Origin of the sequence: Sphingopyxis sp. (assembly GCF_016793825.1) — a bacterium.
Taxonomy (GTDB): Bacteria; Pseudomonadota; Alphaproteobacteria; order Sphingomonadales; family Sphingomonadaceae; genus Sphingopyxis.
Map to the genome: position 1 here is coordinate 108,171 of NZ_JAEULM010000021.1, position 18,111 is coordinate 126,281.

Annotated in this window: 24 protein-coding genes; 10 read left to right on the forward strand and 14 right to left on the reverse strand. The window is 64.4% G+C overall.

The genetic code is table 11. The features are described from left to right. Positions 1-8 precede the first annotated feature (8 nt). Genes fliL through JNM03_RS06790 form a run of 10 tightly spaced genes read left to right on the forward strand, consistent with a single transcriptional unit; the run spans position 9 to position 6,969 of the window. Entirely contained in the window at positions 9-632 is a 624-nt protein-coding gene (gene fliL, locus JNM03_RS06745; RefSeq protein ID WP_294035539.1) for a flagellar basal body-associated protein FliL, read from the forward strand. Beyond that, a complete protein-coding gene (locus JNM03_RS06750; RefSeq protein ID WP_294035541.1) occupies positions 629-1,543 on the forward strand; it encodes a flagellar motor switch protein FliM in 915 nt (304 codons plus the stop codon). Before fliL ends, JNM03_RS06750 begins: the two co-directional genes overlap by 4 nt. Further along, on the forward strand, positions 1,536-1,865 hold the full coding sequence (gene fliN, locus JNM03_RS06755; RefSeq protein ID WP_294035543.1) for a flagellar motor switch protein FliN: 330 nt from the start codon (positions 1,536-1,538) through the stop codon (positions 1,863-1,865). The genes JNM03_RS06750 and fliN overlap by 8 nt, the downstream gene beginning before the upstream one ends. Beyond that, on the forward strand, positions 1,865-2,146 hold the full coding sequence (locus JNM03_RS06760; protein WP_294035544.1) for a flagellar biosynthetic protein FliO: 282 nt from the start codon (positions 1,865-1,867) through the stop codon (positions 2,144-2,146). Before fliN ends, JNM03_RS06760 begins: the two co-directional genes overlap by 1 nt. Next, positions 2,136-2,918, forward strand: coding sequence for a flagellar type III secretion system pore protein FliP (fliP, locus tag JNM03_RS06765; protein WP_294035546.1), 783 nt, complete (start codon positions 2,136-2,138; stop codon positions 2,916-2,918). The genes JNM03_RS06760 and fliP overlap by 11 nt, the downstream gene beginning before the upstream one ends. 5 nt (positions 2,919-2,923) lie before the next feature. Next, a complete protein-coding gene (locus tag JNM03_RS06770; protein ID WP_294035548.1) occupies positions 2,924-3,193 on the forward strand; it encodes a flagellar biosynthetic protein FliQ in 270 nt (89 codons plus the stop codon). Between the two features lie 16 nt (positions 3,194-3,209). After that, positions 3,210-3,995, forward strand: a complete 786-nt coding sequence (gene fliR, locus JNM03_RS06775; protein ID WP_294035550.1) for a flagellar biosynthetic protein FliR — start codon at positions 3,210-3,212, stop codon at positions 3,993-3,995. Positions 3,996-3,998: 3 nt separating this feature from the next. After that, positions 3,999-5,138 (forward strand): flagellar type III secretion system protein FlhB, encoded by a 1,140-nt coding sequence (gene flhB / locus JNM03_RS06780; RefSeq protein ID WP_294035552.1) that lies wholly within the window; start codon positions 3,999-4,001, stop codon positions 5,136-5,138. A gap of 59 nt (positions 5,139-5,197) precedes the next feature. Beyond that, complete coding sequence (gene fliD, locus JNM03_RS06785; RefSeq protein ID WP_294035554.1) at positions 5,198-6,565, forward strand: flagellar filament capping protein FliD; 1,368 nt, start codon at positions 5,198-5,200, stop codon at positions 6,563-6,565. After that, complete coding sequence (locus JNM03_RS06790) at positions 6,565-6,969, forward strand: flagellar protein FliS (protein ID WP_294035651.1); 405 nt, start codon at positions 6,565-6,567, stop codon at positions 6,967-6,969. Before fliD ends, JNM03_RS06790 begins: the two co-directional genes overlap by 1 nt. 127 nt (positions 6,970-7,096) lie before the next feature. Here the strand turns inward: JNM03_RS06790 and JNM03_RS06795 are convergent, their stop codons facing one another. From JNM03_RS06795 to JNM03_RS06860, 14 genes are all read right to left on the reverse strand, one after another. Beyond that, positions 7,097-8,164 carry a sigma-54-dependent Fis family transcriptional regulator gene (locus tag JNM03_RS06795; RefSeq protein ID WP_294035556.1) on the reverse strand — a complete coding sequence of 356 codons (1,068 nt, stop codon included), beginning with the start codon at positions 8,162-8,164 and terminating at the stop codon, positions 7,097-7,099. Between the two features lie 179 nt (positions 8,165-8,343). Beyond that, positions 8,344-9,201: a flagellar motor protein MotB gene (locus JNM03_RS06800; protein WP_294035558.1), complete on the reverse strand. Its 858-nt coding sequence runs from the start codon at positions 9,199-9,201 to the stop codon at positions 8,344-8,346. Further along, positions 9,201-10,064 (reverse strand): flagellar motor stator protein MotA, encoded by an 864-nt coding sequence (gene motA / locus JNM03_RS06805; RefSeq protein WP_294035560.1) that lies wholly within the window; start codon positions 10,062-10,064, stop codon positions 9,201-9,203. Before motA ends, JNM03_RS06800 begins: the two co-directional genes overlap by 1 nt. Positions 10,065-10,170: 106 nt before the next feature. Continuing rightward, complete coding sequence (locus tag JNM03_RS06810) at positions 10,171-11,001, reverse strand: flagellin (protein ID WP_294035562.1); 831 nt, start codon at positions 10,999-11,001, stop codon at positions 10,171-10,173. Positions 11,002-11,014: 13 nt separating this feature from the next. Continuing rightward, positions 11,015-12,340, reverse strand: coding sequence for a flagellar hook-associated protein FlgK (flgK, locus tag JNM03_RS06815; RefSeq protein WP_294035564.1), 1,326 nt, complete (start codon positions 12,338-12,340; stop codon positions 11,015-11,017). Beyond that, positions 12,337-12,648, reverse strand: coding sequence for a rod-binding protein (locus JNM03_RS06820; protein WP_294035566.1), 312 nt, complete (start codon positions 12,646-12,648; stop codon positions 12,337-12,339). The genes flgK and JNM03_RS06820 overlap by 4 nt, the downstream gene beginning before the upstream one ends. Continuing rightward, positions 12,645-13,733 carry a flagellar basal body P-ring protein FlgI gene (locus JNM03_RS06825; protein ID WP_294035653.1) on the reverse strand — a complete coding sequence of 363 codons (1,089 nt, stop codon included), beginning with the start codon at positions 13,731-13,733 and terminating at the stop codon, positions 12,645-12,647. Before JNM03_RS06825 ends, JNM03_RS06820 begins: the two co-directional genes overlap by 4 nt. A 36-nt stretch (positions 13,734-13,769) precedes the next feature. Next, complete coding sequence (locus JNM03_RS06830) at positions 13,770-14,429, reverse strand: flagellar basal body L-ring protein FlgH (protein ID WP_294035568.1); 660 nt, start codon at positions 14,427-14,429, stop codon at positions 13,770-13,772. Next, complete coding sequence (flgG, locus tag JNM03_RS06835; RefSeq protein WP_294035570.1) at positions 14,410-15,195, reverse strand: flagellar basal-body rod protein FlgG; 786 nt, start codon at positions 15,193-15,195, stop codon at positions 14,410-14,412. Before flgG ends, JNM03_RS06830 begins: the two co-directional genes overlap by 20 nt. 12 nt (positions 15,196-15,207) lie before the next feature. Continuing rightward, positions 15,208-15,951 (reverse strand): flagellar basal body rod protein FlgF, encoded by a 744-nt coding sequence (locus JNM03_RS06840; protein WP_294035572.1) that lies wholly within the window; start codon positions 15,949-15,951, stop codon positions 15,208-15,210. A gap of 34 nt (positions 15,952-15,985) precedes the next feature. After that, positions 15,986-16,816: a flagellar hook-basal body complex protein gene (locus JNM03_RS06845; protein ID WP_294035574.1), complete on the reverse strand. Its 831-nt coding sequence runs from the start codon at positions 16,814-16,816 to the stop codon at positions 15,986-15,988. A gap of 24 nt (positions 16,817-16,840) precedes the next feature. After that, positions 16,841-17,146 carry a flagellar hook capping FlgD N-terminal domain-containing protein gene (locus tag JNM03_RS06850; protein WP_294035576.1) on the reverse strand — a complete coding sequence of 102 codons (306 nt, stop codon included), beginning with the start codon at positions 17,144-17,146 and terminating at the stop codon, positions 16,841-16,843. A 2-nt stretch (positions 17,147-17,148) separates the two neighbouring features. After that, positions 17,149-17,559 carry a flagellar basal body rod protein FlgC gene (flgC, locus tag JNM03_RS06855; RefSeq protein WP_294035577.1) on the reverse strand — a complete coding sequence of 137 codons (411 nt, stop codon included), beginning with the start codon at positions 17,557-17,559 and terminating at the stop codon, positions 17,149-17,151. Beyond that, positions 17,556-17,909, reverse strand: coding sequence for a flagellar basal body protein (locus JNM03_RS06860; protein ID WP_294035578.1), 354 nt, complete (start codon positions 17,907-17,909; stop codon positions 17,556-17,558). The genes flgC and JNM03_RS06860 overlap by 4 nt, the downstream gene beginning before the upstream one ends. Positions 17,910-18,111: the final 202 nt, after the last annotated feature.

The following is an 18,111-nucleotide window of genomic DNA, read 5'->3' on the forward strand; positions in this document are numbered from 1 at the left end:
GCCTGACCATGAGCAAGGAAAAAGCACCCGAAGCCGTCGAACCCAAGAAGGGCGGCAAGATGAAGAAGCTGCTGGTGCTGGGCATCGGCGGAACGGCGCTGATCAGCGCGGGCGCCGGCGCGGGCATCTATCTGGGCGGCGGTCTCGGCAGTGCCCATGAAGCGAAGCCCGAGGACCATTATCCAAAGCTTGTCGCCCGCAGCGAGGGCGTCGAGGAAGCAGCGGCGGCCGAGGGCGGCGAAGGCGGCGAGGCGGCGCCGAAGGTAGGCACCGTGTCTGTCCCGAACGACCGCTTCAAGGTCGACCCGAGCAAATATGAAATCACCTATTACCCGATCACCGACGCCTTCACGACCAACCTCGCGGACGGTTCGGGCTTTCTGCAGGTCGGGATCAGCCTGTCGACCTTCTATGACGGAAAGGTGATCTCCAACATCAAACGACAGCAGGTACCGATTCGCTCGGCGGTGCTGATGGTGCTCGCCGAACAGGATCCCGCACTGCTTTCGACCTCGCAGGGCAAGCAACAGCTTCAGCGTCAGCTCACCAACGCGATCAACGATGTGCTGCGGGAAAAGGAAGGCTTCGGCGGCATCGACAACGTCTATTTCACGAGCCTGGTGATCCAGTGAGCCTGGAACCGAAACCCGTCGACGCCACGGCGAAGCAGGCCGCCGACGCGAAAGCGTCGCTGCTGCTGCGCAAGTCCGAAGACAGCTATGCCTTTCCGGTTCTCGACAGCGTCGGCAACCAGTTCGCGCGGTCCCTGCGCGATCTCGTTCGCGCGCTCGGCGCGCCGACGATCCAGATCGAGCGTGCGCCCGCAGTGCAGATGCGCTTTGCCGACTGGTGCGGCGAAGTCGCGCCCGGCCTGTTCTGGCGCTATCATGCCCCGCCCCTCAAGGGCCCGGTGCTGCTCGCCGCATCGCGTCCGCTGGTCCTTCAGCTCGTCGACATCTTTTACGGCGGCAAAGGCCAGAACGTCGGCGAACGCGAAGACCTGACCGATGCCGAAGAGCGCTTCGCCGCGCGCCTCGGCCGCGATATGGGCATGCAGCTCGCCGCCGCCTGGAAGTCGGGGATCGAGCCCGAACTCGATGCCGTCACCAGCGACCCGGCGAAACTTGCCGCGGTGCGCGCCGACGACGAACTGCTCGTCCAGCGCTTCACGCTGCGCGGCGGGGTGTTCGAGGGGCGCACGATCCTTTGCGCCTATCCGCAGGCCGCCCTGCGCGGAATCGCGGGGGCCGATCCGGTTCCCGAAATGCGCGATGCCCCCGCCGTGGACCCGGTGTGGACCACCACCTTGAACAAGGCCCTCAAGACCGTTCGCATGCCCGTGCGCTCGGTTCTTGCCCGCCCCGAAATTTCTTTGGTGAAACTGCTCTCTTTGGAGGTCGGTGATATCATTCCGTTAACCATTCCGCGCAATGTTCCAGTAACCGTCGCCGGCCGCAATTTTGCGTACGGCAGCATCGGTGAAGCCAATGGCAACGCCGCGATCATGATCGAACGTATCGAAGAAGGATCCGACAATGACTGACCTCAGCGAAGCGCCCGCCCGGAACGACCGGCGCGACAAGAGCATCGCCGCGGCACCCAATTTCGACCTGCTTGCCGGCGTCTCGCTGCGCGTGTCGGTCGAGGTCGGTTCGACCTCGATGACGCTGGCCGAATTGCTGTCGCTGTCCGAAGGCAGCGTGGTCGAACTCGACCGGGCCGCGAACGAACTGCTCGACATCTATGCCAATGGCACGTTGATCGCGAAGGGCGAGATCGTCAGCGTCGATGGTCGCTATGGCATCCAGGTCGCCGAAGTGGTCGCGCCCGAGCGCGGCATCGCCGGTTTCGACCGGAGGGCCTGATGCTCGAATATATTCTTCGCCTGCTGATCCTGCTGCCGCTCGTCGGCGGCATGGCGTGGGGCAGCCTGTGGCTGTGGAAGCGCGTGCAGATGGGCGTGCCGCTGACCGGCGGCGCCGCGAAGCAGCAGCGTCCGATCGAGATGATCGGCGTCCTCCCGCTTGGGCCCGGCACCAAACTTGCGGTTGTCGAATTCGCCGGACAGCAGATCCTGCTGTCGGTGTCGCGCGGCAATGTCACCCGGCTCGCCGACAATAGTCAGGGCGATTTCCATGCCGGCTAAAAGCCTTTCGCCGCGTGCGCGCTGGCTGCGACGGGCCGCCCTGGCGGGCGGCATCGCGCTGCTCGCCGCCGCGGCCCCGGCGCTTGCACAGGAAGCGGGCGGCCTGACACGCGCGGTGAACGAAATCGGCGGCGATGGTCGCCCGCTGTCGCTGTCGCTACAGATCCTCGTCCTGATGAGCCTGCTGACGGTGTTGCCGTCGCTGCTCCTGATGATGACCAGTTTCACACGGATCATCATCGTGCTGTCGATCCTGCGCCATGCGCTGGGTTTGCAGCAGACACCGCCGAACCAGGTGCTGGTGGGCCTCAGCCTCTTTCTTTCGCTGTTCGTGATGCAGCCGGTGATCAGCGAAGTGAACCGCGTCGCGATCGAACCCTATGGCCAGGAACAGATCGATATCGGCACCGCCGTGTCGCGATCGGGCGATGCGCTTCACGGTTTCATGATGAGCCAGACGCGCAAATCCGACCTGATGATGTTCGCGAACATCGCGAAAGCGCCGAATTATGCGAGTCCGAAGGATGTTCCCTTCTCGATCGTGCTCCCGGCGTTCGTGACCAGCGAGCTCAAGACCGCGTTCCAGATCGGCTTTCTGATCTTTCTGCCCTTTCTGATCATCGACCTGATCGTCGCATCGGCACTGATGTCGCTCGGTATGATGATGTTGTCGCCAACGGTCATATCGATGCCCTTCAAGCTGCTGCTTTTCGTTCTTGTCGACGGCTGGGCGCTGACGATGGGCTCGCTCGCTTCTTCCTTCGGGACCTAGGGATCATGGAAGCCGATTATTTCGTCGGGGTCGCGCAGCAATCGCTGTGGATTCTCGCGCTCGCCTCCGCGCCGATCCTGATTCCGATCCTGGTGGTCGGCGTGCTGCTGGGCATGGTGCAGGCGGCGACCTCGATCAACGAACAGACGCTGAGCTTCGTGCCCAAACTGATCGTGACCGCCATCTGCCTTGCCATCTTCGGCAGCAGCATCCTCGTGCTGCTCACCGATTTCACGCAGGACATTTTCGCGCAGATCCCGAACCTGGTCCGCTAGGATTCCAAGGGCGCCGATGACCCCCGATATTCCCGTCCCGAACATCGAGGCGATGCTCCAGCTGTGGATGCTGGGCATGATCCGGCCCGGCGCCGCCTTTCTGGCCGCGCCGGTTTTCGGTGCCGCAAGCGTGCCCGTCCAGTTGCGGCTGGTGATCGCGCTGGCCGTGGGGGTGCCCGCCGTGGCGGCGTCGGGCATGACATTGCCGCCCGAGGGGATCGTCTCGGTCCCGGGCCTGCTCACAGTCGTCGGCGAGGTCGTCATCGGGCTCGCCATCGGCTTCGTACTCCAGATGGGGCTTGCCGCCGCGCTGCTTGGCGGCGAAGCGATCAGCAACGCGATGGGCCTCGGCTTTGCGTCGATGGTCGACCCCATGAGCGGCGCGTCGAGCAGCGTGGTCGGGCAGTTTCTCTCCATGCTCGCAACCGCGCTCTTTCTGGCTGCGAACGGACATCTGCTGCTGATCGAAATCATTGTCGACAGCTATCGCGCCCTGCCACCCGGCAACGCCTTTCCCTCATTCGCGGCGATCGGCGGCATCGTCCAGTTCGCAAGCCTGATGTTCGCGGCCGGGTTGACGATCGCGCTGCCGGTAGGCTTCGTCATGATCCTCGTGCAGATGATCATGGGCGTGATCGGACGATCGGCGCCGGCGATGAACCTCTTCGCCGTCGGGCTGCCCGCAACCCTTCTCGCCGGCATCATCCTGCTCGCCATGGCGACCCCGGCGATGGCCGAGGCGATTGCCCGCTTCTTTTCCGACGCGCTCGACATGTCGCGCGTGATCGCTGCGGGACGCTGAGCGATGGCGGGAACGACCGAACGCGACCAGAAGACCGAACAGCCAACTGCCAAGAAGCTGGCCGATTCGGCCCGCGAAGGCGATGTGCTGATGTCGCGCGAACTGGCGACCGCGCTGATGATGCTCGCGGGTGCCGGCTGGCTGCTCGCTGCGGGGGGTTGGCTTGTCCAGGCCGCGGGCGATCTGTTGAAACGCGGCCTCACCCTCGATGCCGATGACGTGGCGCATTTCGCGCCCGGCGAGGCGTTGGTGCGCAACGGCACCGAGGTGCTCCTGCCGCTTGCCGCGCTGTTCGGGCTTGCGATCGCGGCGAGCATCGCCGCGCCCGCGATGCTGGGTTCGCTGGGCTGGCGCGGCAAGGCGCTGGGATTCAAGGGCAGCCGCCTCAACCCCCTGAGCGGCATCAAGCGCATATTCGGCGCGCAGGGCGTGATCGAACTGGTCAAGTCGCTGGCCAAGGTGCTCCTGCTCGGTTCCATTGGCTACTGGCTCGTCGCCGACAGCATGCCCCGGATCATGACGATGGCGCAGGCCGATCTCCAGGGCGCGATCGGACTTGCGGGCAAGGCAATCGGCCATTCGATGCTCGCGATGGCCGGCGGCCTCGTCGTCATCGCGCTGATCGACGTGCCGGCGCAATGGTATCAGCGCAACCGGCGGCTGATGATGAGCAAGCAGGAAGTGAAGGAAGAATCGCGCGAATCCGACGGCGCGCCCGAACTCAAGCAGGCGCAGCGCCAGCGGGCCCACGAGATACTGAGCGGTTCGGCACGCAAGGCGGTGTCCGACGCGACGGTCATCCTGACCAACCCGACCCATTTCTCGGTCGCGCTTCGCTATCGCCCCGGTCAGGATGCCGCGCCTGTCGTGGTTGCCCGCGGCCGCGGCGATGTCGCGCTGTCGATCCGCGAACTGGCGCGCGCAGCCAATGTGCCGATCCTCGAATATCCGCAGCTCGCCCGCGCGATCTATTTCACGGCGCGCGCGGGGCGCACGATCCCCGAAGAGCTGTTCGTCGCGGTCGCCACCATTCTTGCGTTCGTGTTCCAGCTCGAACGCGCGGTCACTGAGGGCCTGAGCAAGCCTTGGGTCGAGGTTCCTCCGTCGCACCGCTTCGACCCCGAGGGCCGCCGGCAAAATTGATCCATCGGCCCTTAAGGTCCGGGAAACGGGACCGTTAAGAGATACGAAGGATATCTGCCATGGTTACGTCTATCGCCTCTTCGCTGGGTGCCGGGTCGGGAATCGACATCAAACAGCTCGTCACCGACCTCGCTGCGGCATCGCGCGATCCGAAGGTGACGCGCCTGAGCGGCCTTGTGACCGCGAACCAGGCGCGGATCAGCGCGGTATCGCAGGCCCGATCGGACCTCGTCGGCTTTGCCGATTCGCTCGAACAGATGATCTCCGACGGTTCGCTGCGCAGCAAGCCGACCGTTTCGGACGAAAGCGTGCTTTCCGCGACCGCACGCGCGGGGCTGCAGGCCGACAAGTTCGCCGCGACGATCGTCGTCAACAGCCTCGCCCGCGCCCAAAGCAGCTATTCGGGGATCGTCGCCGACAAGACCGCCGCGATCGGCACCGGCACGATGACGCTGACGGTCAACGGCGTCGCGAAGACGATCACGGTCGGGGCCACGAACAACAGCCTCGAAGGGCTTGCCACGGCGATCAACGCGAGCGGCGCCGGCGTCACCGCATCGATCATCGCCGACCAGGGCGGAAGCCGCCTGATCCTGAAGGGGGCAACGGGGGCAGACAATGCGTTTACGCTGACCGCCGATGGGGGCGCCGATCCCGGGCTCAACGGCTTTGCGACAAACGGCGGCCTGTCGGTCGGCCAGGCGGCGGCGAATGCCGAATTCACGCTGGATGGCGTCGCCTTCAGTCGCGCGTCGAACACGATCGACGACGTCGTGCCCGGCATGTCGCTGACGCTCAAGAAGGCCGCGCCCGGCCAACCCGTCGATTTGGGCGCCAACCGCCCGCTCGACATGATCAAGCAGACCGTCGGCGACTTCGTGGACGTGTACAACCAGCTCAAGAAGAGCTTGCAGGCCGCGTCGAAGCTGTCGGGTGTGACGACGGGCCTGCGCGACCTCGAAACACAGCTCCAGGGTTTGGTGAACAAGGTGCTGACCAGCCATGGCAGCATCAGCAAATTGTCGGATATCGGCATTTCCACCGCGAAGGACGGAACCCTGTCCCTCGACAAGACCAAACTCGATGCGGTTCTCGCATCCGATGCCGGCGCGGTCGAGGGGCTGTTCAATCCGCTGCGCGACGGGACGCACAACGAAACCACCGATCCGGGTATCGCCGGCATGCTCGACGCGATTCGCGACAAGGCGATCGCCAGCGACGGCGTTATCGGCCGCGTGGAAAAATCGCTTTCGGACAAGAACAAGTCGCTTGCCGACCAGCTCAGCAAGGTCGAGGAGCGCGAGGCGGCCTACAAGGCGCGGCTCGAGAAGCAGTATAGCGCGCTCGACGTCAAGCTGAACGCTTTCAAGGCGACGCAGGCCTATCTTGAACAACAGATCAAGATGTGGACGAAGTCGGACGATTGATGATTACGACCGTGCCCGCCACCGCCTCGACCGTCCGCGCTGCCGGACTTTACCGCCGCATGCAAAATGAAAGCCGCGCGGTCGCGTCCGACCCGATCGAACTCGTCACCATGCTGTATGACGAGCTTGAGACGGCGGTCGGCGTCCTCGTGTCGATGGTGCGCCAGGGCCAACGGGTGTCGGCGACCGAGCCCGCCCACCGCGCCCGCGCGATCCTGATCGGACTCGACGTCGGGCTCGACCATGACCAGGGCGGCGACGTCGCCGTCGCGCTATCGCGCGTCTATCGCAGCATGCGCCGCAAGCTCGACGATGCGGTCACGGCGAACGATGCTGACGACCTCGACGAGTTGCTCGGCGGGATTGTTACCGTCAGTTCCGCCTGGCGTCAGATTCGCCAATAATTTCCGTGATCTGAAAAGGGTTTCGGCACCGGCCGCTTCCCTGCTGCCGCCAATGTGGGGACAGGCGGCAGAGGGAAAGGTGCGACCGGTGCCGAATTCAGCGGCGCCGAAACTGGTGGGGTAGTTGTCAGGCAGCCTGTTGCTGAACTCCATATTTGCGCATCTTTTCAATCAGCGTCGTCCGCTTGAGAGTCAGCAGGCGCGCCGCCTCCGAGATGATTCCGTCGGCAAGGTCGAGCGCATTGTGAATCTGTTCGAGCTCGATCGTCTCGATCTCGCGCTTGAGGTCGATCGGACGACCCGGCGCCGGCGTCTTTGCAAAGGGCATCGCCGCATGATGGTCGTCATCGTCGCTGGCCAGCACCGCGGCCGGGCTGCTGGGGACAGCCGGCCGTGGCGCCAGCGCTGCGGTGGGGTTCAAAAGGATGAGGACGTCTTCGGCGCCGAGCGTCTCGCCACCATGCAGAACACTTGCGCGTTCGACAAAGTTGCGGAGCTCGCGGACATTGCCGGGCCAGCCATGCTGCATGAGCAACGCCATCGCGGCATCGTCATAGCGGCATTTGGCTTCGGTCGGCATCCTGCGCTGGAAATGGCGGATCAGTGCAGGAATGTCCTCGACGCGGTCCGAAAGGCTCGGGACCTGGACCACGACGACGCCAAGACGGAAAAACAGGTCTTCGCGGAAGCGCCCTTCGGCGATCGCGGCGCCAAGATCCTGATGGGTCGCGGAAATGACCCGGACATCGACGCTTTTCAGATCGCTGCTGCCGACGCGAACGATCGTCCGGTCTTCCAGCACGCGCAGCAGCTTGACCTGCATGTCGAAACGCATGTCGCCGATTTCGTCGAGGAAGAGCGTGCCGCCCTCGCTCGCTTCGAAATGGCCGATGCGGCGGGCGTGGGCGCCGGTGAAGCTGCCCTTTTCATGCCCGAAAAGTTCGGATTCGATCAGTTCGCCGGGGATGGCTCCGCAGTTGATCGCGGAGAAGGCCTTGCCCGAACGGGCGCCTTCGTCGTGGATGGCGCGGGCGACAAGCTCCTTGCCCGATCCCGAAGGACCGCAGAGCATGACCGAAGCGTTCGAGCGGGCGACCCGCCGGATCATGTCGCGCAGGCGGACCACCGCCGGGCTGTGCCCGATGATCAGCGCCTCGAGCGCCGATGGATCCGTCCTGTTCCCCACCTCAGTCATTGTCGTCTCCACCGCGCCCCCCAATCGGCGCTTTCGATGGCGACAGAGATTGAGGAAAATGGTAAACGAAAGATTATCCAAACCGACACAAGTCTTTGAAAATAAAGAGTTATTGCCAGATTGGCAGCAATCTTCTCGCAATTGCGTCGTTAAGGATTTTCAATGCTGCCAAACTGGCACTATTTTTCAGTGTCGACCCGCCAGCCCAGGGTGATCGAGATGCGGCGATTGCGCGGATCGAGTCGATCGGTGGGGTTGTAAGGCTCGCGATCGGCGACTCCTTCGATCCGCGCATAGCGTTCGCCGGCGACTCCGCGATATTCGAGGAAGCCCCGAACGACCTCGGCGCGGTCGACCGACAATCGCCAATTGTTCATGCCGGCGTTGGCCGACCAGGGCGCCGCGTCGGTGTGGCCGCGGATCATCACCTGGTTCGGCGTCTCGGCGATCGGCTTGGCGATTTCGCTGAACAGTTTCGCACCCGACGGGGTCAGCTGGCTGGTCCCCATCACGAACATCGAATAATCGGCATCATCGACCACATCGATCCGCATGCCTTCGGTCGTGACGGTGAAGCGCAGGTTGCGCGCGAGCCTCTTCAGGTCGCCCCTTTTCTGGATACGGTCCATCATCGACTTCGCGACCTGCGCGAACTTCTCTTTCTGGCTCTCGCGGCCCGCGGCCTCTTTCGGTCCGCCAACGGCATCCTTCGGGATGGTGAGCGAGCGCGAACCCGTCTGCCCTGCCCGGTTCGGATATTTGTCGGCCGAGACGATCGAATCGCCGCCGAACAGGCCTGAGCCCCCGGCCGCGTCGGTCTTGGTCTTGATGAGCGTCGGCGCGAAATAGTCGGCGAGCGCCTTGCGCTGCTTTTCGGTTGTTGCGCCCAGAAGCCACATCAGCAGAAAGAAGGCCATCATCGCGGTCACGAAGTCCGCATAGGCGACTTTCCACGCGCCGCCGTGGTGGCCGCCGTGCCCCTCCTCGATAACCTTCTTGACGATGATCGGGCGGACAAGGTTGGGACGCGCGGCCATCAGCGACCCCGCATCCCGTCAAAGACCTCGGCAAAGCTCGGCTGGTTGTGATGATCGACCCCCGACCGCGCGGCCTCGATCACCAGCGGCTGCGGGTGGCCGTGGAGCGAGGCGATGATCAGTTGCTTCACCGTGTGATAGATTGCGGCGTCGCTTTCGATCACCGCTTTCGCGCGCGTCGCGAACGGACCGACGAGGCCATAGGCGAGAAGCACGCCGAGGAACGTGCCTACGAGCGCAGAGCCGATCATCCCGCCAAGGATCGCGGGCGGCTTGTCGATCGAACCCATCGTCTTCACGACGCCGAGCACCGCCGCGACAATACCCAGCGCGGGCAAGGCGTCGGCGAGATTCTGCAAACCGTCGGCGGGCTTCATCGCATGGTGGCGATGGCTCTTCAGCGCATTGTCCATCACTTCTTCGACGGCATGCGGGTCGAGCGTCCCCGACGAGACGACGACGAGGCGCAGCGTATCGCAGATCAGATGGATCAGCGTGTCGTCCTTGAGCAGCTTGGGATATTGCTGAAAGAGCGGGGAGCTTTTCGGATCCTCGATATGCGGTTCGACCGCCACGGGTCCGTCGGTGCGCATCATCTTCATCAGCGTCGAGACGAGCAGGATGCAGTCGAGATAGTCCTGCTTCTTGTAGGCCGGCCCCTTGAACACTTTGCCCAGTCCGCCGGCCAGCGCCTTCAGATCGGCGCCCGAATTGCCGATGATCAGCGAGCCGATCGCGGCACCGCCAATGATGAGCATTTCGTGAGGAAGCGCATGGAGAACGGGCTCGAGGTTGCCGCCGGTCAGCGCGAAGCCCCCAAACACCAGCAGGATCAGTACGACGATGCCGATTACGGGAAACATGCGCGATCCACTCCACTCGGGGCCGACCTCGCAAGATCGGGTGCCCCGCAAAAATCAAAGGACGTCTTTATGCTTAACGGCAGGTGCCGGCAGACATTGAGGCCGATCAGGTCAAAAGATCGAATAAGGTCTGCCGATTGATCTTCGCAAAGGCAGCCTGCGCCGCGCTCAGCGTCAGATCCTGGGCATTGAGCTGCGCGATGGCGGTCTGGAGATCGACCTCCTCGACCGACTGCCGTTCGTCGGCAATCGCGATGCCACGCGCCGACAACCCGTCGCCGATGCGTTCGAGCCGGCCGGCCGCAAGGCCAAGTGCCGCATTCTGGTCGGCGATATGCGCGACCGCGCCGGCAATGCTGGTGAGCGAGGCGTCCATGCCCGTCCGGTCGCCTGCCGCCACCGCGGTGGCGGCATCGCGAAGACTGGTCGACAGCGCATTGCCGCCGACCACGAATGCCGCCGCTGCCGATTGCACCGGCGCAAAACTGACATCCGAATCGAATCGGACCACGCGCGCGCTTCCGGCCGCGAATAGCGGTTCGCCATTCGAATCGCGCGTTGCCGCGAGACCGTCGATCTCGTCGGCGATCGCATTGATTTCGGCTGCAACGGTTGCCCGGTCGGCCGGGCTCATCGTGTCGTTCGCGGCCGACAGCGTCAGTTCGCGCGCTCTGGCGAGCAAGTCGCTCGTCGATCCGAGCACGCCGGCCGCCTGCGCGACCTGCGCCTCGGCCGATTTGATGTTCGCCTGCCAGCTCGCCATGCTCGCCTGCGTCGTGCCGATCGTCAGGATGCGGCGCGCCGCGACGGGATCGTCCGACATGCGCTGAAGGCGCTTGCCGCTCGAAATCTGGATCTGGGTGCGCTCGAGCGCGTCGGCGAGTTTGGCCTGGCGCGCGATCTCGCGCGTCATGCGATTGCCTACGGCGTTAATCATCGTCCGCCCTTTCCTACAGGGAGTTCAGCAGCGTCTGCATGGTCTCGCGCGCCACCTGGATCGTGCGCGCTGCCGCCGAATAGGCTTGCTGGAAGCGCAGAAGTTCGGCTGCCTCATTGTCGAGATTGACTTCGCTCACCGTATCGCGCGCCGCGGCGGCGCCATCGGCGCGGGTCGTCGCGGCGGCATCCTGCGCGCGCGCCGAGGCCGTCGCCTGCGCCTGGGTGGCCAGATGCGCGGACCAGGTTGCCTCCGGATCGTTCGCGCCGCGCATGGCGCCGATCGTCAGCATATTGCCGTTGGTCGCCGTCGGCGTCGCGGCCGCGACCTGGCTGGCGGTGAGCGCAGTCGCGGTCAGCGTGGCAGCGCTGGTGCCGGCAAAGAGCGGCTGACCGGCGTTACCGTTCGCATCTACCCCCGCCTGATGCGCCGAGTTGAGCTGGGCCGCGAATTGCGTCGCCATCGTATCGAGCCCGCTGCGTTCGTCGGCGATATGGTTGGAAGCTTCCGCAAAGCCCGCGAGCGACCCCGTCGCGTTCGGGAACGCAGCGCCGCCGATGGTATAGGACACGCGGCCGTCGGCGGCGGTGGTCATCGCGATCGGTGTCACGACGCCGCCCCCGACAAGCAGGTCGCCGCTTCCAGTCGCACGCAGCGTCACGGCGCCATGCGTGTCGAAGGTCGCACTGACGCCGGCCTGCGACGATAGCTGGTCGAGCAACCGGTCGCGCTCGTCGAGCAGGGCCGCCTGATTGGTCGATCCTTCGCGCGCCTTGCGCAGTCCGACATTGATCTGTTCCAGTGCATCGAGATTGGTGTTGAATTGCGAGACCTCGGCCGTTGCCGCACCCGACACGCCGTCGGCGAGGCTCGACAGCCGGCTCGCCGCCGTCTGAAAGCCCGCCGCGATATCGCTGGCCGCTTGCAGGAATTGCGCGCGCAAGGTCGGATTCGATGGATCGGCGGTCAACTGGTCCGCCGTGGTATAGAGTTTGGTGAGTGCCGTCTTGACGCCGTTGGTATCGTCGCTGAGCGCACTCTCGACCCGGTTCATCCAGTCGAGTTTCGCCGACGCACGCTGGGAATCGCCCGACGAGATACGCGCATCGTTGATCAGCCATTGATCGACCGAGCGCACGACGCCCTTGATATCGACACCGCCCGGGGTGACGTTGCCGCGATACAACACCATGTTGCTCCCGGCCGGCACTTCGGACAGGGCAAGCCGGCGCCGAGCATAGCCGGGAGTCTGGGCATTGGCGATATTGTCGCCGACGGTCGACAGCGCTTTCGAATAGGCGCGCAGCCCCGTGTAGCCGATGCTGAGAAGATCGCTCACCGCGCGCCTCCCGTACCGGCACCCGCAATGCGTCCACGCAATTGCGCCTCGACCATGTCGGCGATGCCGAACTGGCGCAGCGATGCCATCGAATCCGCGGTCCTGGCGTCGGCCATTTCGCGGAAATTGTCCGATGCGCTCGATCCGAAGATATCGTCGCCGAGCTTGGCCTGTCGCATCGACGCCATCAACTGGCGGAGGATCACGGCCTCGAAGGCTTCGGCCGCCTTGCGCAGGCTGCCGTCGCCGCCGCCCGCCGCCGCTGGCGTCGGGGTGGGACCGAGGGAGGAGGAAATGGGCGTCGTCATATGATCACCAGTTCCGCAGTCAGCGCGCCGGCCTGGCTCAGCGCTTCGAGGATGGCGACAAGGTCGCCGGGAGGAACGCCCATGCGATTGATCGCATCGACGAGCTGGGACAATGATGCGGTGGATTTCACCATCATCATCGGACGATATTCCTGGTCGACGCCGATCTCGCTCGACTGTTCGACCGCCGTTTCCCCGCGGCTGAACGGTGCGGGTTGCACCACCGTGGGCGATTCCTTGATCGAGACGGTGAGCTTGCCCTGCGACACCGCCGCGGTGCCGACCCGGACCGCACCATTAATAACGACCGTCCCGGTACGAGCATTAACAATGACTTTTGCCGGCGGTTCGCTGCGGATAACCGCCAGATTCTCGATTCGGGACATCAACCGCATACGCTCGTCGCCACCGCCCGAGGCGCGGATCGCGATGCTGGCCCCGTCGATCATGACGGCGCTGCCGGGCAGCGCCTGATTGATCGCATCGGCAACCCGCTGCGCGTTGGTTGCGTCGAACTGGTGAAGGTTGAACGTCAGCTGGTCGGTCGTGGCAAAGCCGGTATCGACCGCGCGCTCGACCGTCGCGCCGCCGGCGATCCGGCCGCTCGACGGTACATTGACAGTCAGCTTGGACCCGTCGGCGGCATCGACGCCCAGACCCCCGATAACCAGATTACCCTGCACCATCGCATAAATCTGACCATCGGCCCCATAGAGCGGCGCAAGCACCAGCGTGCCGCCGCGCAGGCTCTTTGCCTTGCCGATCGCCGATACGGTGACGTCAAGACGCTGGCCGGGCTTGGCGAATGGCGGCAATTCGGCGGTGATCATGACCGCCGCGGCGTTCTTGAGCGCGGGATTGACCCCGGCCGGCAGCGTCAGGCCAAAGCGCGACACCGCCCCCTTCATCCCGAGCGTCGAGTAATCGAGACTGTCGTCGCCCGTGCCCGCAAGCCCGACAACGATGCCATAGCCGGTGAGCTGGTTCGCGCGCAGGCCCTGAAACTGGCCCATGTCCTTGATCCGTTCGGCCTGCGCCGGCGCGGCGAAGGCAAAGCTGGCCAGGAAAAGGGCGATCAGGGTGATGAGGGTCGGACGCTTGGTCACTTCACTATCCTCTATTCAGAATGGGCTGATGATCGAGAAGAAGCGCTGCAGCCAGCCTTGCTTGCTGGCGCGCGCGATCTCGCCCTTGCCCACGTAACGGATGTTGGCATTGGCGACGCGGGTCGACAGGACGCGGTTATCGGGGCTGACGTCGATCGCGCGGACAATGCCGGAAATCTGGACGCGCTCGTCACCGCGATTAAGCGTCAGCAGCTTCTCGCCCTTCACGAGCATCGTTCCGTTCGGATACACGGCGGCGACGGTCACACTGACCTCACCCGACAGCGCGTTCGACTGCGAGGCGTCGCCCTTGCCCTTGAACGCCTGGTTGCCGCTCGCGCCCACATCGCTGGGGTTGAAGAGCGACAGCGGACCGGTCGCGGGGGGCGTGAGGCCAACGCTGCCATCGCGCTGCATGTTCGCGGCGTTGCTCTTTGTCGCCGCTGTGCGCTCGACGAGCTGGATAGTCAGGATGTCGCCGACCTGCCCGGCACGACCGCCCGAGGTCAGCGGCGTATAGCCACCCTGGAAGATCGAGCCGTTGGCGGGCGACGCGGGCGGCGCCGCGGGCATCGATACCGCGAAGGCATCGGGCGCGACCTTGTCCTTCGCGACGGCGGGCGCCGACGCGACAGCCAGCATGATCAGGCCGAGGTTACAGAGTTTGCGCGGCATTTTTCATCATCTCGTCGGTCGCCTGGATCATCTTCGAATTGACTTCATAGGCGCGCTGCGTCTCGATCATGTCGACCAGTTCCTCGACGACATTCACGTTCGATCCCTCGAGCATTCCGCCGCGAAGCGAACCGCGGCCTTCCTCGCCGGCGGCGCCGACCTGCGGCGCGCCCGAGGCTTGCGTCTCGACAAGCAGGTTGTTGCCGATCGCCTGCAATCCCGCCGGATTGGCAAAGCGCGCAAGCTCGATCCGCCCCAGTTCGGTGATCGCGCCATCGGGTCCGGTCGCGGACACGGTCCCGTCGGCGCCGATCGACACATTGGTGGCATCCTCGGCGATCTGGATCTGCGGCTGGACCGGCTTGCCGTCCGACGTCACGAGCGTGCCTTCGGCCGAGCGGCCGAAATTGCCTGCACGGGTATAGCCGATCCGCCCGTCGGGCATCTGCACCTGAAAATATCCAGCCCCGTCGATGGCGACATCAAGGCCGTTGCCCGTGGTTGCGAAGGTGCCCTGCGTGTCGATGCGCGCAGTGCCGCTCAAGGCCACGCCGGTGCCCAGATTGAGCCCGGTCGCATAGCGATTCTCCGCCGACGAGGGAGCGCCCGGCTGGGTCATCATCTGATAGCTCAGCGTTTCGAAGCTCGCGCGATCGCGCTTGAACCCCGTGGTGTTCACATTGGCGAGGTTGTTGGCGATCACCTGCATCCGGAAACCCTGGGCATCCAGACCGGTTCGTGCGACGTGGAGGGCACCGAAGCTCATTTCAAATTCTCCTTAACGGGGCAGCTGCATCAGATTGGCGGTCGCGCTGTCCATGTCGCGCGCGTCGGTGATCATCTTGAGCTGCGTATCCCAGCTCCGGCTCGCCTCGATCATCTCGACGAGCGCGGTGGTTGCGGCGACGTTCGACCCTTCGATCGATCGGGTAACAAGGCGCGCCTCCGGGTCGTCGGGCAGAATCCCGCCGCCCTTGACGCGGAACAGGCCGTCGAGGCCCTTGACGATGTTCGATCCCGCCGGGGTCGCAAGCCGGAGCCGGTCGACCTCCTGCGGGCTCTGGGGGTCGCCGCCGGTCGGCACCACCCAGACACGGCCCTCGGTATCGATGCTGATCGAATCGGCCGGTGGAATGGTCACCGGACCCTGTGCGCCCTGAACGGGGCTGCCGTCGCCGGTGGTCAGAAGCCCGCTTGGCGACAGTTGCAGATCGCCGCGCCGCGTATAGGCTTCCTCGCCATTCTTGGCCTGCACGACGAGCAGCGCGTCGCCCTGCACCGCGACATCGAGATCGCGTCCCGTCTGGGTGACGGTGCCGGCCTTCATGTCGGCGCCGAGTACCTCTTCCGACGACAGCGCGCGAGTTTCGAAGCCGCTGCCGTTCAGCCAGAGCGACTGCGCCTCGGCGATGTCGGCGCGAAAGCCTGGAGTCTGCGCGTTGGCGAGGTTGTTCGCGATCGCCGTCTGCCGGGACATGCTGCCCCGCATCGCGGTGAGGCTGGTATAGATGAGGCGGTCCATCTGGATACTCCCGGCAGGCGGCTAGTCGCGCGTCTTACGTGCGCATGTTGATGACGGTCTGGGTCAGCGTCGAAGCGCCCTCGATCGCCTTGGCATTCGCCTGGAAATTGCGCTGCGCCGCGATCAGCATCACCAGCTCCTCGGTGATATCGACGTTCGAACGTTCGAGCGTGCCCGAACGGATCGTCCCCATCGGACCATTGGTCGCGGCATCGATCGTCGGATCGCCGCTTTCACCGGTCGACTGCCAGTGCGCGTCGCCGATCGGACGAAGCGCCTCCATCGCGGGAAAGGTCGCCATCGCCACCTTGCCCAGCACCTGGTCTTCGCCATTTGCGAAGGTCGCGGTGACGAGGCCATCGAGATCGACCGACACGTTGATCAAGGCCGCCGTCGGGTCCGACGGGGCGCCATCGGGAAGAACAAAATCCGACATCCCGGCCAGCGTGCGGTCGGTGACATTGCCGCTGGCATCGACGGGAAGAAGCTGGAGCTTCTGCCCCGTCGAATCCACGACGGTGCCGTCGGGCAGGGGCGAAAAGACGCCATTGCGCGTATAGGTCACCTGATTGCGCGGCGGATCGCCCTTCACGACGAACAGGCCGTCGCCCACGATTGCCAGGTCGAGCGTCTTTTCGCTCGTCTCGTACGAGCCTTGCGTGAACTGCTGGCTGATGCCGATCAGGCGCTGGCCCTGTCCGGCAACCGTCTTTGTCGACTGCGTCGGCGACGATGCGAAGATATCGCCGAACTGCGCCTTGCTGCGCTTGAAGCCGATCGAGTTGGCGTTGGCGATATTGTTGGAGATGACCGACATATCGGTCTGGGCGCCCTTGAGGCCCGAAAGCGAGGTATAGAACGACATGGACTTATCCTTCCTGCGAACTGGTTAGGTGGTCGGGGCGGCCGGCGTCTGTACGGTCTGCGCGGCCTTGATATCCTTGAGCAGCGCGGTCTGTGCCGAGAGTTGCTCGGAAATGCTCTTGAGCGTCGAATTGGTCTCGCTGACCCCGGCCAGGCTGGAGAATTGCGCCATCTGGGCCACCATCTCCTGGTTATCGACGGGGTTGAACGGGTCCTGCGACGATAGCTGCGCGGTCATCAGACGCAGAAAATCCTTCTGGTCGAGCTGCTGACCCTTGAGCTGGGTGGGCGTGTAGGACTGATATTGCGAAGCGATGGAATCGACGGCCATGATTATTGTCCCAACCGCAGCGTTTCGTTGATCAGGCCCTTTGCGGTTTCGAGGACCTGGACATTGTTCTGATACTGGCGTGCGGTCTCGACCATCTCGACGAGCTCGGCGGCGCTATCGACGGCCGCCTCCCACACATTTCCTTCCTTGTCCGCGAGCGGGTTCGACGGATCGTGGCGCTTGGAGGGCGCCATCTTGCTTGTCGTGACCTGATCGACCTGCACCGTGGCGCGGCCCTGTGCGTCCATCACCGTGCGGAACACGGGCTTCAGCGACCGGAAGGCTTCCTTCTCGCTGCCCGCGACCGTGCCGGCGTTGGCGAGGTTCGACGCGGTGGTATTGAGGCGGACGAGCTGCGCCGACATGGCGCGCCCGCTGATATCGAAGACCGAGAAATTGCCGTTCATGGTCATTCGCCCTTGATCGCGCGCGTCAGCGTGTTGACGCGGCCCTGCAGGAACGAAAGGCTCGACCGGTAGGCGAGCGCGTTTTCGGCGAATGCGGTCTGTTCGGTCGCCATTTCGACGGTGTTGCCGTCGAGCGAAGGCTGGACCGGGATGCGAAAGGCGGTCGCGCCCTCGATCGCGCCCTCGGTCGAACCGCCCTGCTGGGCGAGATCGAGCGCCTTCGAAAAGTCGAGGTCGCGCGCCTTGTAATTGGGCGTGGCGGCATTGGCGATGTTCGACGCGAGCATCATCATGCGCTGGCTGCGAAGCTGGAGCGCCGTCGCATGCAGGCCAAAGAGTTTCTCGGATGCCATCATCAACTTCCTTTCACCGGGGCCCGGACCGGATCGGAACCGGACGCGCGGAAAAACACCAAGGCATGATGCAATGGGCGTGCCAAAATCAATTTCACCATATTTTCCAGATGATTGGAGAAGGGTCCGTGCGCGGGCCAATCAGGCCGGACCGGCTCTCGTCAAAAGATTGACGTGGCCTGGCATCCGGGCGCGGAAACCCGCA

Bases quoted from the DNA above. Each gene is read 5' to 3' on its own strand.
- JNM03_RS06800 (WP_294035558.1), bottom strand. From the start codon at position 9,201: ATGGCCGCGCGTCCCAACCTTGTCCGCCCGATCATCGTCAAGAAGGTT.
- JNM03_RS06810 (WP_294035562.1), bottom strand. From the start codon at position 11,001: ATGATTAACGCCGTAGGCAATCGCATGACGCGCGAGATCGCGCGCCAG.
- JNM03_RS06830 (WP_294035568.1), bottom strand. From the start codon at position 14,429: ATGCCGCGCAAACTCTGTAACCTCGGCCTGATCATGCTGGCTGTCGCG.
- JNM03_RS06795 (WP_294035556.1), bottom strand. From the start codon at position 8,164: ATGACTGAGGTGGGGAACAGGACGGATCCATCGGCGCTCGAGGCGCTG.
- flgC (WP_294035577.1), bottom strand. From the start codon at position 17,559: ATGACCATGAACGGCAATTTCTCGGTCTTCGATATCAGCGGGCGCGCC.
- JNM03_RS06850 (WP_294035576.1), bottom strand. From the start codon at position 17,146: ATGGCCGTCGATTCCATCGCTTCGCAATATCAGTCCTACACGCCCACC.
- fliD (WP_294035554.1), top strand. From the start codon at position 5,198: ATGGTTACGTCTATCGCCTCTTCGCTGGGTGCCGGGTCGGGAATCGAC.
- fliR (WP_294035550.1), top strand. From the start codon at position 3,210: ATGACCCCCGATATTCCCGTCCCGAACATCGAGGCGATGCTCCAGCTG.
- JNM03_RS06770 (WP_294035548.1), top strand. From the start codon at position 2,924: ATGGAAGCCGATTATTTCGTCGGGGTCGCGCAGCAATCGCTGTGGATT.
- flgG (WP_294035570.1), bottom strand. From the start codon at position 15,195: ATGAGCTTCGGTGCCCTCCACGTCGCACGAACCGGTCTGGATGCCCAG.
- fliN (WP_294035543.1), top strand. From the start codon at position 1,536: ATGACTGACCTCAGCGAAGCGCCCGCCCGGAACGACCGGCGCGACAAG.
- fliL (WP_294035539.1), top strand. From the start codon at position 9: ATGAGCAAGGAAAAAGCACCCGAAGCCGTCGAACCCAAGAAGGGCGGC.
- JNM03_RS06760 (WP_294035544.1), top strand. From the start codon at position 1,865: ATGCTCGAATATATTCTTCGCCTGCTGATCCTGCTGCCGCTCGTCGGC.
- JNM03_RS06790 (WP_294035651.1), top strand. From the start codon at position 6,565: ATGATTACGACCGTGCCCGCCACCGCCTCGACCGTCCGCGCTGCCGGA.
- JNM03_RS06845 (WP_294035574.1), bottom strand. From the start codon at position 16,816: ATGTCGTTCTATACCTCGCTTTCGGGCCTCAAGGGCGCCCAGACCGAT.
- JNM03_RS06860 (WP_294035578.1), bottom strand. From the start codon at position 17,909: ATGATGGCATCCGAGAAACTCTTTGGCCTGCATGCGACGGCGCTCCAG.
- fliP (WP_294035546.1), top strand. From the start codon at position 2,136: ATGCCGGCTAAAAGCCTTTCGCCGCGTGCGCGCTGGCTGCGACGGGCC.
- JNM03_RS06820 (WP_294035566.1), bottom strand. From the start codon at position 12,648: ATGACGACGCCCATTTCCTCCTCCCTCGGTCCCACCCCGACGCCAGCG.
- flhB (WP_294035552.1), top strand. From the start codon at position 3,999: ATGGCGGGAACGACCGAACGCGACCAGAAGACCGAACAGCCAACTGCC.
- motA (WP_294035560.1), bottom strand. From the start codon at position 10,064: ATGTTTCCCGTAATCGGCATCGTCGTACTGATCCTGCTGGTGTTTGGG.
- JNM03_RS06840 (WP_294035572.1), bottom strand. From the start codon at position 15,951: ATGGACCGCCTCATCTATACCAGCCTCACCGCGATGCGGGGCAGCATG.